10 protein-coding genes are annotated in these 15,171 nt (G+C 50.9%); 2 read left to right on the forward strand and 8 right to left on the reverse strand.

Annotated elements, in window-relative coordinates:
- Positions 1-104 precede the first annotated feature (104 nt).
- The gene (locus tag FOC66_RS03195; protein ID WP_036493631.1) at positions 105-455 is read left to right on the forward strand and encodes a winged helix-turn-helix transcriptional regulator; all 351 of its coding nucleotides are present in this window, start codon (positions 105-107) and stop codon (positions 453-455) included.
- A 113-nt stretch (positions 456-568) separates the two neighbouring features.
- Here the strand turns inward: FOC66_RS03195 and gloB are convergent, their stop codons facing one another.
- From gloB to FOC66_RS03235, 8 genes are all read right to left on the reverse strand, one after another.
- On the reverse strand, positions 569-1,318 hold the full coding sequence (gene gloB, locus FOC66_RS03200; RefSeq protein ID WP_003746579.1) for a hydroxyacylglutathione hydrolase: 750 nt from the start codon (positions 1,316-1,318) through the stop codon (positions 569-571).
- A gap of 23 nt (positions 1,319-1,341) precedes the next feature.
- A complete protein-coding gene (locus tag FOC66_RS03205; protein WP_003746582.1) occupies positions 1,342-2,427 on the reverse strand; it encodes a hypothetical protein in 1,086 nt (361 codons plus the stop codon).
- Positions 2,428-2,611: 184 nt separating this feature from the next.
- Positions 2,612-3,418 (reverse strand): HNH endonuclease, encoded by an 807-nt coding sequence (locus tag FOC66_RS03210; RefSeq protein WP_003746584.1) that lies wholly within the window; start codon positions 3,416-3,418, stop codon positions 2,612-2,614.
- Between the two features lie 302 nt (positions 3,419-3,720).
- Complete coding sequence (gene purL, locus FOC66_RS03215) at positions 3,721-7,647, reverse strand: phosphoribosylformylglycinamidine synthase (RefSeq protein ID WP_003746585.1); 3,927 nt, start codon at positions 7,645-7,647, stop codon at positions 3,721-3,723.
- A 306-nt stretch (positions 7,648-7,953) separates the two neighbouring features.
- Positions 7,954-9,954, reverse strand: coding sequence for a DNA helicase Rep (gene rep, locus FOC66_RS03220; RefSeq protein WP_003746587.1), 2,001 nt, complete (start codon positions 9,952-9,954; stop codon positions 7,954-7,956).
- A gap of 91 nt (positions 9,955-10,045) precedes the next feature.
- Positions 10,046-10,981 carry a dihydroorotate oxidase gene (locus tag FOC66_RS03225; protein ID WP_003746589.1) on the reverse strand — a complete coding sequence of 312 codons (936 nt, stop codon included), beginning with the start codon at positions 10,979-10,981 and terminating at the stop codon, positions 10,046-10,048.
- A 204-nt stretch (positions 10,982-11,185) separates the two neighbouring features.
- Positions 11,186-12,367: an aspartate aminotransferase family protein gene (locus tag FOC66_RS03230; RefSeq protein ID WP_003746591.1), complete on the reverse strand. Its 1,182-nt coding sequence runs from the start codon at positions 12,365-12,367 to the stop codon at positions 11,186-11,188.
- A 112-nt stretch (positions 12,368-12,479) separates the two neighbouring features.
- Positions 12,480-13,424 (reverse strand): class I SAM-dependent methyltransferase, encoded by a 945-nt coding sequence (locus FOC66_RS03235; protein ID WP_003746593.1) that lies wholly within the window; start codon positions 13,422-13,424, stop codon positions 12,480-12,482.
- Between the two features lie 337 nt (positions 13,425-13,761).
- Here FOC66_RS03235 and FOC66_RS03240 point away from each other — a divergent pair, with 337 nt between their 5' ends.
- Positions 13,762-15,171 carry a DEAD/DEAH box helicase gene (locus FOC66_RS03240; RefSeq protein ID WP_003746595.1) on the forward strand — a complete coding sequence of 470 codons (1,410 nt, stop codon included), beginning with the start codon at positions 13,762-13,764 and terminating at the stop codon, positions 15,169-15,171.

Consider the following 15,171-nt stretch of genomic DNA (forward strand, 5'->3'; position numbering starts at 1 on the left):
GAAGCCTTTCAGATGGCCTTTTGTTACGGAATGATTGTATTATAGGGGGTACAAACTTTATAACAAATACGCACATTTTTTATACTGTGGTTTGGAGATTTTGTATGTCGGAAACAGTACACGCACACGGCTCTTGCTGTCCGGTCGTCAATACTTTGGATATTATCGGCGGTAAATGGAAGGTATTGATTTTATATTATTTAAATAGCGAAACCCGTCGCTTCAATGAGTTGCAGCGTTTGTTGGCAGGTATTACCCAGCGGATGCTGACGTTGCAGCTGCGCGAATTGGAAAACGACGGTATCGTTCATCGGGAAGTGTATCCGCAGGTACCGCCGAAGGTAGAGTATTCGCTGACTGAATTTGGGCGGACGCTGATGCCTGTGATCGAAGCCATGCACCGTTGGGGCGAACAATATGCTGCGGAATGTGTGAAACATAAAAAGCAGCCGTAGGCTTATGCTTTTATGGTTATGATATTGATGAAGGCTTTAAGGCCGTCTGAACAGGCGTGATTCAAGGTTTCACGCTTGTTCAGACGGCCTTATTCTTTGGGGACTAAGCCCAATCAAAATTGATTTTTCAATTCACGCAAAGCGGCGAAGACTTCGAGTTCGCTGTTTAATTTTCGTCCGCTCAATTCTTCGGCGCGTGCCCGAACTTGGGGCAGGTGTACGCGGAAAAACGGATTGACTTTGCGTTCGTGCGCCAGGCTGACAGGCAGTGTCGGCGTGTGTTCGGCTGCGGCCAAGGCCGTCTGAATGTCGGCGTTGTCCGGCTCGATATGTTGGGCAAAGCGCAGATTGGAGGCGGTGTATTCGTGCGCCGGATAAAATAGTGTTCCTTCGGGCAGCTGGTTGAATCGGTGGAAGCTGTCGTAAAGCTGCTCGATTGTGCCGGTGAATACGCGGCCGCAACCGGCGGAGAACAAGGTATCGCCGCAGAAAACGTGCAGGCCGTCTGAATTTTCCAACAGATAGCTGATGTGGCGGTCGGTATGGCCGGGGGTCGCCCAGACGGTAACCAAGCCTTCGCCAAACGGGAACTGCGTGCCTGCTGTGACGGTATGCGTCGCCACGTCGATGTCGCTTTCGCCATAGATTGGGGATTCTAAGAAGCCGTTGTGCAGCGCTTTTGCGCCGCCGGTATGGTCATGATGGGGATGGGTAATCCATATTTGCGCCAGCATCAAGTGGTTGTGAACAAGGAATTTTAAGACCGGCGTGGCATCGGACGGATCGACGCAGACGGCATGATTGCCTTCTTGAATCATCCAGATGTAGTTGTCGTTTAGGGCTTGGATTGGTGTGATTTTCATATGCTTTCTTCTGGTTTGGGGTTTCAGACGGCCTCTAAATAATCTTTGATATTCGGGCTTTGGCCGAACACGGCTTCATAGGCTTGCTGGATGCACAGTCGGTTGAACAGCAATCTTTGAGTTTGGTCGCCGTCAATAATCCGCACTTGGCCTTGCAGTTTGGGCGCGTCGTGATGAAAGGTGTTTTTAAACGCGTGCCAACGGCCGGTTTGCAGATGGACGATGGCAAACATATCGTGCGAAATATTGACGCCGACGCTCAATAGCTTGGCCGAGGCTTGCAGGCAGAAACTGCTGTCGCCAAACAGGCACAGCCCCGTGTTTTCCGGATAGCGGAACAATTCGATTTTCACGGCTTCGGGTTCGGCAAAGATATTACAAAACAACCTCTCAAACAACGACGGCTGCGCCACGCCTTCGCTTAACATACCGTAAAGCCCGCCCAGCCAATCAACATAGCCGAGAAAGGTGAAACGGTAGTCCTGCATAATGGTTTCGATGCGCTTGGGGTCGCGTTTGCTGATCAAGCGGACAAATTCAAAACCGACTTCCGGCAGCCGCGCCCGAAGTGTTTGGTGCAGGCGGTGGGCAAACAGGTTTTTATGGTTGTGCGGATTGCGCAGGATACCGAGGAATTTCAGCCGCAATATCCGCCACAAGGCATCCGGTACTTTGACGGTATCGGCATTTGCCGTAGTTGTTTTCAGACGGCCTTCGGGCAGCGTGCGCAGGTGGTTGCAGGCCTCTTCGTAGCCGCTTTCATGACGGTTGAACCAGCTTTCCAGATTGTATTGGTTGGCAGAGTCTTCGACAAAGGTCAGCGTATAGAGGTTTTTCGCCGCCAAGTTTCCGATGATGTTGACGCTTATCGCTTCGCTGCGGTTTTGTTCTTTGCCGTGGTTTTTTTCGCCAGTATGGAACATTGACAGCGGCAGGTGGTAAACGTTTTGATTCTGCGGGCTGACCTGCGGATTATGCGAATGCTGCCGCTGCTCGGTCTGGGCGATGAAGTGGTGTTCCTTCGTCGGATTCGCGGTCAACAGGGCGTAAGGCTTTTCTCCGCATTCGGAAAATTCGCAATCGCTGAGGATAAAGGCTTGTCGAGTCATAATGTCGGGAAAGGCCGTCTGAATATGTTGATTATAGTTTAAAAGTGGGAATTATACAGAAGGACGGCGACGGGTTTGGTCTTTATACGCAAAAGGACGCAAAAAGGTCGTCTGAAAACAAATATAGTGGGGTTCGCTAAATCGTTTTCAGACGACCTTAAATCAACGGACTGTTCAACACTATTTATTCTTCTTTTTGGAAAACATGGTTGCGGTGATACTCGAAATATTTTTTGCTTTTCGGTCGAATTTTCAATTTAATATTGGGAGAAATTCCAAGCCGCTTTTGATTTTCCGGATCGATTTTCGGACTGATTTTTATCGTCCCGTCGGTCTCAAACGTAATCAGACCGCTATCGAATAATGCGTCGATATTGGGTGCGAGCATCAGACCATTGGAGGGGTCTAAACGCTCTGTATCGTTGCACTTACTCCAAGGTTTAATATGGCTGGCAATGAGTAAAGATTGAATATTTAGACCTGTTAGCGGGCAGCTTGGATATAGTTCGAGTACGTCTTGCCGGAATTTTCCTTGCGCTAGACGGGCTTTGATCAAAGTCTCAATTTCGGTTCGCTTTTCTGGATTGGTTTCGGATGCTAAACATTCTTCGAGTTCGTCTATATCAGATTTTAAGGATAAGGCAGAAGCTGCCTGAAAATTTGGTATTCCTGTGAGCTGTTCTAACGGTAACCCTTTATCCTTACAGGTTTTGCATGGATTTAGTCCTTTTTGGTATTCAATCCAGCTCCATTGTTCAAGTTCTTCAATGGAGTTTGAGCAAACTTTGAAATATTTTTCAGTTGTGCTTTCTCCCGGTCTATCATTTAGGTGGTGACAATTAGCAAAATGTATTCTGGGATGACTCTTATGAATATTAGAAGGGTTTTTACGCCTATGTATATTTAATACAAATCCATTTGGGTTTTCATCAATCCATTTAATATAGTCATCATCATCTGGCATATCTTTAAAAATTTTTATATCAGACATAAGTTTCTCCAAATCTTTTCTATAGATTCAATTAAGTTTGTTTGTATATATAGGTTCGGGACAAAAAATCTAGGCCGTCATTCCCGCGCAGGCGGGAATCCAGAAGTTTGGATTTACAGTAATCTTTAAATATTTCTGAAATACAGAGGTCTGGATTCCCGCCTGCGCGGGAATGACGGCGGTCGGCTCGGTCTTATACGCAAAAGAACATATAAAGGTCGTCTGAAAATAGATATAGCAGAATCCGCTAAATCGTTTTCAGACGACCTTTTCTTTAAAGCCGAATCAAATCAGCCTGCCGGTTAACCCAAAGCCTTCCTTGCTCCGGCGAAGAGGCGGTACCAGCCGGACAGTTCCGTCCAGTCTTCCGGTTTCCAGCTCATTTGTGCGGCACGGTACACGCGTTCCGGATGCGGCATCATGATGGTAACGCGGCCGTCGGTGTTGGTCACACCGGCGATGCCTTGCGGCGAGCCGTTAGGGTTGAGCGGATAAGTTTGGGTCACTTTGTTTTGACCGTCCACATATTGCAGCGCAATACCCAAATCGGCAGAAATATTGCCGCCGTGAAGCGCGAAGTCGGCGCGGCCTTCGCCGTGGCTGACGACGACGGGCAGGCTGGAGCCTTGCATTTCGTTCAGGATCAGGGAAGCTGATTGGGGGACGTGAACCATACTCAGGCGCGCTTCGAACTGTTCGCTCAGGTTGCGTTTGAACTTCGGCCAGCCTGCCGTGCCGGGGATGATTTCGGCAAGGTTGCTGACCATTTGACAGCCGTTGCACACGCCCAATGTCAGCGTGTTCGGATCGGCAAAGAAGGCGGCAAATTGGTCGCGCAGAGCAGGGTGGAACAGAATCGATTTCGCCCAGCCTTCGCCTGCGCCGAGTACGTCGCCGTAGCTGAAGCCGCCGCACGCCGCCAGCATTTTGAAGTCGGCAAGGTGGACGCGGCCTGCCATCAGGTCGGACATATGCACGTCGTAGGCATCGAATCCGGCGCGGGTAAACGCGGCGGCCATTTCGATTTGTCCGTTTACACCCTGTTCGCGCAGGATGGCGATTTTGGGTTTCGCGCCGCTGTTGATAAACGGCGCGGCGATGTCTTCTTTTACGTCGAATTTCACGTCGGCAAACAATGCGCTGCGTTCGTTGTCGCCAATCAGGGCAAACTCGCTGTCGGCGCAGGCAGGGTTGTCGCGCAGGCGTTGGATGGCGTGGCTGGTTTCCTGCCATGCGCGTTGCAGGTCGGTAAGGGATTGATTGAAAATTTCTTCTCCTGCATTGATGACCATATGGCCGCTGTCGGTAAACTCTCCCAAATGGTGCAGTGTGAGATTCAGTTTCTCGCACAAATTAGAAATATATTCGTGGTCGGCAGCGTGAACAGCAATAACGGCTCCTAATTCTTCATTAAACAGGGTAGTTAGGACAAATTTTTGCCATTCTTGAGGCGAGTAATACTCGTTTTGAACGTTAATATTTTTACTTACCATTGTCAGCAGGTCGAGATTCATGCCACGGCGAGAAGCAAATGCCATTTCTGCCAGAGTCACAAACAAACCGCCGTCGCTGCGGTCGTGGTAGGCCAGCAACTTATCTTCTTGAACGAGTTGCTGAATTAACTGATAAAATGCTTTCAGACGGCCTGCATCAATATCAGGTGCTTCGCCGCCGCTTCGGTTATACACTTGAGCCAGTGCAGAACCACCCATACGGCACTTGTTGTTGCCTAAGTCAATCATCAGCAGAATAGCGAACGAATTGGCATTGTCTTTTAATACGGGTGTAACAGTCTTGCGTACGTCTTCCACTGGCGCGAACGCAGAAATAATTAGGCTCAACGGCGAAACGACGGATTTTTTCTCTTCGCCGTCCTGCCACACGGTTTTCATCGACAGGCTGTCTTTGCCTACGGGAATGCTCAAATCCAATGCCTGACAGGCTTTGGAAACCGCTTCGACGGTGCGGTAGAGTTTTTCGTCTTCGCCCTCATTGCCGCACGCCGCCATCCAGTTGGCGGAAAGTTTGATGTTGCCGATGTCGCCGATGTTGACCGCCGCGATGTTGGTGATAGCTTCGCCGACACACATTCTGCCTGAAGCAGGTGCGTCAAACAGGGCGACGGTCGGTTTTTCGCCCATAGACATCGCTTCGCCGCGATAGGTGTTGAAGCCCATCATGGTAACGGCGCAGTCGGCTACGGGCGTTTGGTATTTGCCGACCATTTGGTCGCGGTGGGTCATGCCGCCGACGCTGCGGTCGCCGATGGTAATCAGGAAGTTTTTAGCGGCTACGGTAGGCAGGCGCAAAACGCGGTAGGCGGCTTCGGTAATGTCGATATCGCCGGCGTTAAACGGTTTTTCAGACGGCGTAACTGTTTTGTCGGTGCGCGTGGTTTTGGGCGGTTTGCCGAGCAAAACGTTCAACGGTAAATCGACAGGATTGTTGGAGAACAAATCGTCGCGTACCTTCAAATGACCGTCGTCGGTCGCCGTGCCGACTACGGCAAACGGGCAGCGTTCGCGTTCGCAGATGGCGCGGAAGGTGTCCAAATCTTTTTCCAAAATCGATAACACATAACGCTCTTGCGATTCGTTACACCAAATCTGCAATGGACTGAGGCCGTGTTCTTCCAGCGGCACTTCGCGCAGCTTGAATACCGCACCGCGTCCGGCATCGTTGACCAATTCGGGGAAGGCGTTGGACAGACCGCCCGCGCCGACGTCGTGGATAGAGATAATCGGGTTTTTGTCGCCGAGCTGCCAGCAGCGGTCGATGACTTCTTGCGCGCGGCGTTCGATTTCGGGGTTGCCGCGTTGTACGGAGTTGAAGTCCAAAGACGCGTCATTTGTACCGGTGTTCATTGAAGAAGCCGCGCCGCCGCCCAAGCCGATGAGCATGCCCGGGCCGCCTAGTTGGATCAGCAAGGCGCCTTCGGGGATTTCGTCTTTGTGTGTTTGTTGTGCCTGAATGCTGCCCAAGCCACCAGCAATCATAATCGGTTTGTGATAGCCGCGGACTTGGCCGTCAAATTTTTCTTCAAAGGTGCGGAAGTAGCCCAAGAGGTTCGGGCGGCCGAATTCGTTGTTGAACGCTGCGCCGCCGATCGGGCCTTCGATCATGATGTCTAAAGGGGAAGCAATATGGCCGGGTTTGCCGTAGGCTTGTTCCCAAGGCTGCTCCAGGCCCGGGATATTCAGGTTGGAGACGGTAAAGCCAGTCAAGCCTGCTTTCGGACGTGAGCCTTTGCCCGTTGCGCCTTCATCACGGATTTCACCGCCTGCACCCGTTGCCGCGCCCGCAAACGGCGCGATGGCGGTCGGGTGGTTGTGCGTTTCCACTTTCATGATGATATGGGTATCTTCTTCGTGGAAACGATAGCCTTGGTTTTCCGCCGCATTCGGATAGAAACGCTCGATTTTCGCGCCTTCGATTACGGACGAATTGTCTTTATAGGCAACGACTGTGCCTTCGGGATGCGCGTTGTGCGTGTCGCGAATCATGCCGAAGAGCGATTTCGGTTGTTTTTCGCCGTTGAGGATGAAGTCGGCGTTGAAGATTTTGTGGCGGCAGTGTTCGCTGTTTGCCTGAGCGAACATCATCAATTCAACATCGGACGGATTACGGTTTAAAGCCTGATAGTTTTCAACCAGATAATCGATTTCGTCGGCTGAAAGCGCCAAACCCATTTCGGTATTGGCTTTGACCAATGCCTCTTTACCGCCGCCCAATACATCTACGCTGGAGAAGGTTTCCGATTGGATGTGGTGGAACAGTTGCGCCGCTGCATCGATGTCGGTCAACACGCTTTCGGTCATGCGGTCGTGCAACAGGGCTGCCCATTGTTGTTTTTGCCCGTCGGTAAGCGCACCTTCCAACCATACGGCCATGCCGCGTTCGATGCGCTCAATGCCTTCCAAACCACAGTTTTCGGCGATATTGGTTGCTTTGGAAGCCCAAGGCGAAATGGTACCCAAACGGGGTGTTACCAAAAATAAATGCAAGCCCTCGCGCGCTTTGGGCGTTTGTTCAACGCTTTGCGCCGCCAGTAAGGCTTGCAGTTTTTCGACTGTCGCGGCATCAAGTGCTTTTTCGCTACCGACAAAATACCAAAATTCGCTGCTTAATTTGACTTCGGGCAGGCCGAGTGCGGCTGCTTTTTGAAAGAGTTTTTCAACACGGAAATCGGAAAGGGCGGTTACACCGCGCAAGGGCAGAACAACAGACATGGATTCAGCTCACAAAATGCAGTTGGGGAATCCATTATTATACCTGAAAAATGCGATTTTGCTTGTGAATTTATACTTGAAATGTTGACAATTTTTACTTGTGAACAGAAGGCGGAAGAAGCCGTCTTTCCTTCCTTTTGTTTATTTTATATCTGATTATTCAGTTATTTTTATTTATTTTTGAAGGATTGGGCGAAATGGGGTCGGATAGGTGCGACGACATAAAGTGAGGATTATTGGATGGTTGTTTGTGATTTTTTGCTGACAATAAGGCCGTCTGAAACCTTGTTTTCAGACGGCCTTGCGTTATCCTTTCTTTTTATTCCCCAGCATATCCAACAAGCCTGCTAAGTTACTTTTTCCTTCTTCCTTGCTCACAATCGGATCGCCGCCTTTGCGTCCTAGGATTTTGATGTCTTCCTGCGGCATTTCGTCTATGAAGCGGCTCGGCTCGGGGAACTGCCATGTGCCTTGTTTTTTGCGTTTAAGGCAGTGTGTCAGCGTAAGTTGGCGTTTGGCGCGGGTAATGCCGACGTACATCAGACGACGTTCTTCTTCGACATTGTCTTCTTCTATGCTGTCGTTGTGTGGTAGGATGCCCTCTTCGCAACCGACGAGGAAGACGTAGGGGTATTCCAAGCCTTTGGAAGCGTGCAGGGTGGAGAGTTTGACGGCATCGACTTCTTCTTCACCTTTACCTTCCAAAAGCGTCATCAGAGCGATGGTTTGGGCAAGCTCGATGATGTTTTTGCCGTCCTGCTCACCTTTGTGTTCCAGCCAGCCGGTCAGGTCGGTAACGTTACGCCATTTGATTTCGCCTGCTTTGCCTTCCTCATTGGCTAGCAAGTGGTTTTCGTAGTCGATTTCTCTCAGCAGGTTATGGATAAGTTCGCCTGCTTCGCTGATTTCGGCTTTGGCGCGGTAGCTTTCAATCATATCCATGAAGGCTTGCAGGTGTTGGCGGTTAGTATGGTTCAACAGGGCAAGCGCTTCTTCGGTTTGCGCGGCTTCATACAGGCTGCATTCGTGTTCGTGCGCGTAGGTGTTGAGTTTGCCTAGTGTGACGTCGCCGATGCCGCGTTTGGGCGTGGTGACGGCGCGCAGGAAGGCGGGATCGTCGTTGGGGTTGGCAAGCAGGCGCAAGTAGGACAAAACGTCTTTGATTTCGGCTTTGTCGAAAAAACTTTGTCCGCCGGAGAGCTGGTAGGGAATGCGTGCGCTGCGCAAGGCTTCTTCAAAAATCCGAGCCTGATGGTTGCCGCGGTATAACACGGCGAAATCGGCGTATTGGGTTTTATCGCCGCCGACCAGCTTTTGCTTGACGATTTGGCTGACAACCCAGTCGGCTTCGTGCTGCTCGCTTTGGCAGGCAACGACTTTAACGATTTCGCCTTCGCCGAACTGCGACCAAAGTTTTTTGGTAAAGAGTTTGGGGTTGTTTTCGATGACTTTATTGGCGATTTTGAGAATCCGCGCGGTGGAGCGGTAGTTTTGCTCCAGCTTGATGACCTTCATCTGCGGATAGTCTTCCTGCATTTTGCGCAGGTTTTCCATGTTTGCACCGCGCCATGCGTAGATGGACTGGTCGTCGTCGCCGACGGCGGTAAACATGCCTTCCGCGCCGGTCAGAAGCTTCATCAGGGTGAATTGGCAGGTATTGGTGTCCTGACATTCGTCAACCAACAGATAACGCAGCCGCCGCTGCCATTTGTTGCGCACTTCGCTGTTTTGCTGCAACAGTACGGCGGGCAGGCGGATTAAGTCGTCGAAGTCCACTGCCTGATAGCTTTGCAGGGTTTCCTGATAACTGGCATAGACACGCGCTGTTTGCTGTTCCCACGCATTAGAGGCCGTCTGAACTGCTTCTTCAGGCGTTTTTAAATCGTTTTTCCAAAGGGAAATTTGGTGTTGCGCTTTGAATATGGCTTCTTTGCCCGTACCGCCCAAAAGTTCGCCGATGATTTTCGCGCTGTCGGTGGAATCGAGGATGGAGAAGTTTTTTTTGTAACCGATATGGTTCGCCTCTTCGCGCAGAATTTTCATGCCCAAAGAGTGGAAGGTACAAATTGTCAGCCCGCGCATTTGCGATTTGGGCAGCATTTTTGCAACGCGTTCCTGCATTTCCGTGGCGGCTTTATTGGTAAAGGTAATCGCGGCAACGGTATGCGGCAGATAGCCGACGTTGACAATCAAATGTTTGATTTTTTGCGTAATCACGCCGGTTTTACCGCTGCCTGCGCCGGCAAGGACGAGCAGGGGGCCGCCAAGATATTGGACTGCGGCTTGCTGTTGGGGGTTGAGTTTCATTGAAGGGGGAAGACGGGTAATGTGGGGAACAATTATACAACAAGGCCGTCTGAAATTTTCAGACGGCCTTGGGCGTTTTTTAGCTTAAACCTTATGCCAAATATTTCAATTTGCCTTTGAAGTCTTCCAGTTTTTCGTAGCCTTTTTGCGCCATGATGGCTTTTAATTCAAGGGAAATCCGTTCAAAAATACCTACGCCTTGCTGGTGTAGCGCCGTGCCGATCTGCACCATGCTTGCGCCGCACAAGATGTGTTCAAACGCATCACGACCGCTGTAAACGCCGCCCGTTCCGATGATTTGTATAGATGGATCCAGTCTTTGATAGAATGCGTGGACATTGGCAAGCGCGGTCGGTTTGATGTATTGGCCGCCTATGCCGCCGAAGCCGTTTTTCGGGCGGATGACGACGGATTCGTCTTCGATATATATGCCGTTGCCGATGGAGTTGACACAGTTGACGAATTTTAAGGGATGACGGTTGAACACTTCCGCTGCTTGATCGAAATGGACGATGTCAAAATACGGCGGCAGTTTAATGCCCAAAGGCTTGTCGAAGTAGCCGAAGGCTTCGCTCAAAATCCGCTCGGTGGTTTCAAAATCATAGGCGATTTGCGGTTTACCGGGGACGTTTGGGCAGGAAAGATTGAGTTCGGTAATGCCGTTGAACCCGCTGTTTTGCACTTTTTTTAACAACATATGCGTTTCATCGGGCGACATACCGACCAGCGAGAGGAAAAAAGCCCTTTTGGGATGCACCTCTTGAAGGGTAAGCAGGTAATCCAGATAGTAATCAATGCCTTGGTTTGGCAAGCCCATCGAATTGATGCTGCCGAGAGGCACGTCCCGATAACGCGGCTCGGGGTTGCCTTGACGAGGGGTAAGCGTTGCGGTTTTGGTAACGAAAGTGCCTGCCGAAGACTGTCTGACCGCTTCCAATTCCTCAACGGTCATACACGACACACCAGCCGCATTCATCAGGCAGTTGTCAAAGGAAAAACCGGCGATTTGGGTTTTCAACGATACCATCTCCTGCTCCTTTTCTCTGTAAAATCAAATTGTTTGACAAGCGTAACATGAAGAGGCAGAACGATTTTTAACAAACATCAAATGACAAAGCATGTAGGCGGATGTTGTTTTCAATATTGAAAAAAGGCCGTCTGAAAAACTCAAACGGTCTTTCAGACGGCCTTCGCTAAGCTGTCGGCTGATTTGGCTATTGGGTTTTGAAAATCAGGCCAACCATTCGTTCAAAGCCGCTTCAAAACGTTTCAAGCCTTCGGCCAGGTCTTCGTCGTTCAGCAGCAGGCTGGGAGCGAAACGCACCACATTGGCTCCGGCAACCAGTACCATCAGGCCGTGTTTCAAGGCAGCGGCGGTAATTTCCGATGCCTTGCCTGCGTATTTGTCTGTCAACACGCAGCCGAGCAGCAAACCCATGCCGCGGACTTCTTTAAATACGCCGGTTTTTACGCCTATTTCACGCAAGGCCGTCTGAAGTTTTTGGCCTTGTTGTTCAACGTGTGCCAATGTTTCGGGCGCATTGATGATGTCAAACGCACGGCTGCCGACCGCGCATGCCATCGGATTGCCACCAAAGGTCGAGCCATGCGTTCCGGGGCCGAAGGTTGGGGCGATTTTATCGGTGGTCAGTATCGCGCCAATCGGGAAACCGCAACCTAAGGCTTTGGCGGAGCTGATGATGTCGGGTGTGATGCCGTAATGCTCGTAGGCAAACAGTTTACCCGTATGACCCATGCCGGTTTGCACTTCGTCCAAAATCAGCAAGGCGCCGTGTTCGTCGCACAAACGGCGCGCGGCTTGCAGGTATTCTTGGGTGGCAGGCAGGATGCCGCTTTCACCTTGAATCGGCTCGATAATCACGGCGCAGGTTTTGTCGCCGACGGCGGCTTCCAATGCGGCAATATCATTAAATGGAACATGGGTAATATCTGACGGCAGCGGCGCGTAGTCTTTGCTGTATTTGGGTTGGCCGCCGACGGATACGGTAAACAGGGTACGGCCGTGGAAGCTGTTGAGGCAGGAGATGATTTCGGTTTTGTGTTCGCCAAAATGATCGCGACCGTATTTGCGCGCCAGTTTCAACGCGGCTTCATTGGCTTCTGCGCCGGAATTGCAGAAAAACACTTTATCGGCAAAGGTGTTTTCGACCAGTTTTTTAGCTAATTCTTGCGCCGGTTGGGTGGTGTAGATATTAGAAATGTGCCAGAGTTTATGCGCCTGTTCGGCCAAGGCTGCGACTAAATCGGGATGGCAATGCCCCAGTGCGTTCACTGCAATACCGCCTGACAGGTCAATGTACTCTCGTCCTTCGGTATCCCAAACACGGCTGCCGAGAGCGCGTTCCGGAATCATGGGGGCGAATGAGAAATTGGGCGTCAGGTAGTTTTGCATGTTCTTTTCCTTTTAATATTGTCAACAATTTCTTGAATTATGCGCCTATTGGTTGAGAGATTCAATATGGTAATCAGGCCGTCTGAAAACTGGCTTTCAGACGGCCTGATGCTTATTTATGCTTGATTTCCCAGCATTGATGGATTTTTTTGTTGCGGAAATCGTCGGGAACGGACTGCTTGGAAATATCTTTGACGGCATATTGTTCCGCGACCGAATCGTCCAACACAAAGCTGCGCAAGTTGTTGGAGAAATACAGAATGCCGTCTGAAGCGAGCAGGTTTATCGCGCCGTCGATCAGCTTTTTGTGGTCGCGCTGGATGTCGAGGATGTCGAGCATCTTTTTGCTGTTGGAAAAGCTGGGCGGATCCATAACGATCAGGTCGAACTTTTTGCCTTCGTCTGCGGCATTTTGAAGGTATTGGAACACATCGGCACGGACGATTTTGTGTTGTTCGGGGTCGATGCCGTTGAGTTCAAAATTGCGTTTTGCCCACTCGAGATAAGTGTTGGATAAATCAACAGTTTCGCTGGATACCGCGCCGCCGGTTGCGGCATAGACGGTGAAGCTGCCTGTGTAGGAAAACAGGTTGAGGAAGCGTTTGTCCGCTGCGGTTTCGCCGACTTTTTTGCGCGTGTTGCGGTGGTCGAGGAAAAGGCCGGTATCGAGGTATTTGTCGAGGTTGACCCAAAACTTGCGGCCGTTTTCGGTAATGACGAAATCGTCGCCGGTTTTGCCGGTTTTCTCGTATTGCTGCAAACCTTTTTGACGTTCGCGGCGTTTGAGGTGGATTTGTTCGGGTGCAAAACCGGTCACAAAACCAATGGCTTCCAATACATCGGCAAGCCATGCTTCGTATTCTTCGGGCTGCATCAGCCAGCCGGTATCGTATTCCTGAAGGTGGATTTGGTCGCCGTAAACATCGACGGCAAAGGGAAATTGGGGAATATCGCGGTCGTAAATGCGCCAGGCTTCAATATTGTTGCGTTTGGCCCATTTCATAAGATGTTTGATGTTTTTGCCCAAACGGTTGGCAAATGGGGTAATGTCGGTCATGGTTTCAGACGGCCTGAATAAGTATTGGGAAGGGGTTGGATTTTAACGCACTTGATGCCTTTTTGCTTGACTGTTATCCATAAAATCTATATTATCCGCCGTTCGCCTTTTGATACGAAGCCATCGTCATCCAACCTAAACCGCCGTTTCGGGCGCGTTTCTTTTATTGCTTGCTTATTGGCAAAGCCTTTTCTGTGCAGGTTGTCGTCGATGTTAACCACAAGCAAGATGCTTGCGACAACCCTGTAACTTCACATTTCCCGTATCGTTACTTTCCTTTGCTTCAGGTCGTCTGAAATTGTTCAGGCGTGCGCGTTGTTGTCTCTTTAGGATAGCCATGTCTATTAAATTTGCCGATTTGAACCTTGATAAAAACATTTTGTCAGCCGTACGCAGCGAGGGTTATGAAAGCCCGACTCCGATTCAGGCGCAAGCGATTCCGTTTGCTTTGGACGGCCGTGACATTATGGCTTCGGCACAAACCGGTTCAGGCAAAACCGCCGCCTTCCTGCTGCCGACGTTGCAGCGGCTGACCAAGCGCAGCGAAAAACCGGGCAAAGGCCCGCGCGCGTTGGTGTTGACGCCGACCCGCGAATTGGCGGCCCAGGTGGAAAAAAATGCGCTGGCGTATGCTAAAAATATGCGTTGGTTCCGCACCGTCAGTATTGTCGGCGGCGCATCTTTCGGCTACCAAACCCGCGCCCTGAGCAAACCGGTTGACCTGATTGTCGCCACGCCGGGCCGTCTGATGGACTTGATGCAAAGCGGCAAAGTCGATTTCGCCCGCTTAGAAGTGCTGATTTTGGACGAAGCCGACCGTATGTTGGACATGGGCTTTATCGACGATATCGAAACCATCGTCGAAGCCACCCCGACTGACCGTCAGACTTTGTTATTCTCCGCCACTTGGGACGGCGCAGTCGGCAAACTCGCGCGCAAACTGACCAAAGACCCTGAAATCATCGAAGTTGAGCGCGTGGACGACCAAGGCAAAATCGAAGAGCAGCTGCTGTACTGCGACGACATGCGCCACAAAAACCGCCTGCTCGACCACATTCTGCGCGACGCCAACATCGACCAATGCGTGATTTTCACGTCCACCAAAGCCATGACCGAAGTCATCGCGGATGAATTGTACGAAAAAGGTTTCGCCGCCAACTGTCTGCACGGCGATATGCCGCAAGGCTGGCGCAACCGCACGCTGATGGACTTGCGCAAAGGCCGCTGCAAAATTTTGGTTGCCACCGACGTCGCCGCACGCGGTATCGACGTACCGACCATTACCCACGTTATCAACTACGATCTGCCGAAACAGGCGGAAGACTACGTCCACCGCATCGGCCGTACCGGTCGCGCAGGCCGTACCGGTATTGCGATTACTTTTGCCGAAGTGAACGAATACGTCAAAGTACACAAAATCGAAAAATACATCGGCCGTAAATTGCCTGAACTGACCATCGAAGGTATGGAGCCGACACGCAAACGTAAATCCGCAGGCGGCAAGCCGAAAGGCAAAGGCGGCTGGGGCGATCGTAAATCCGGCGGCTGGCGCGGTGATAAGAAACCGGGCAAAGAAGGCTTTGGCGGCAAATCACGCGGCGAAGGTCATAAAAAAGACGGCTTCAAAAAAGATGGCTTTAAGAAAGACGGTTTCAAGAAGTCTGAAGGTTTCAAAAAAGGCGGCGAAGGCTTTAAAGGCAAGCGCAAGTCTAACGACAGCTTTGGCGGCAAACACAAAAGAGGTTGA

It is taken from the genome of Neisseria mucosa, assembly GCF_013267835.1.
In the GTDB taxonomy this organism is placed as follows: Bacteria; Pseudomonadota; Gammaproteobacteria; order Burkholderiales; family Neisseriaceae; genus Neisseria.

What these genes read in the sequence shown, in the direction of transcription:
- FOC66_RS03210 (WP_003746584.1), bottom strand. Translation starts at nt 3,418, where the DNA reads ATGTCTGATATAAAAATTTTTAAAGATATGCCAGATGATGATGACTAT.
- FOC66_RS03195 (WP_036493631.1), top strand. Translation starts at nt 105, where the DNA reads ATGTCGGAAACAGTACACGCACACGGCTCTTGCTGTCCGGTCGTCAAT.
- FOC66_RS03225 (WP_003746589.1), bottom strand. Translation starts at nt 10,981, where the DNA reads ATGGTATCGTTGAAAACCCAAATCGCCGGTTTTTCCTTTGACAACTGC.
- FOC66_RS03235 (WP_003746593.1), bottom strand. Translation starts at nt 13,424, where the DNA reads ATGACCGACATTACCCCATTTGCCAACCGTTTGGGCAAAAACATCAAA.
- FOC66_RS03205 (WP_003746582.1), bottom strand. Translation starts at nt 2,427, where the DNA reads ATGACTCGACAAGCCTTTATCCTCAGCGATTGCGAATTTTCCGAATGC.
- FOC66_RS03230 (WP_003746591.1), bottom strand. Translation starts at nt 12,367, where the DNA reads ATGCAAAACTACCTGACGCCCAATTTCTCATTCGCCCCCATGATTCCG.
- FOC66_RS03240 (WP_003746595.1), top strand. Translation starts at nt 13,762, where the DNA reads ATGTCTATTAAATTTGCCGATTTGAACCTTGATAAAAACATTTTGTCA.
- gloB (WP_003746579.1), bottom strand. Translation starts at nt 1,318, where the DNA reads ATGAAAATCACACCAATCCAAGCCCTAAACGACAACTACATCTGGATG.
- purL (WP_003746585.1), bottom strand. Translation starts at nt 7,647, where the DNA reads ATGTCTGTTGTTCTGCCCTTGCGCGGTGTAACCGCCCTTTCCGATTTC.
- rep (WP_003746587.1), bottom strand. Translation starts at nt 9,954, where the DNA reads ATGAAACTCAACCCCCAACAGCAAGCCGCAGTCCAATATCTTGGCGGC.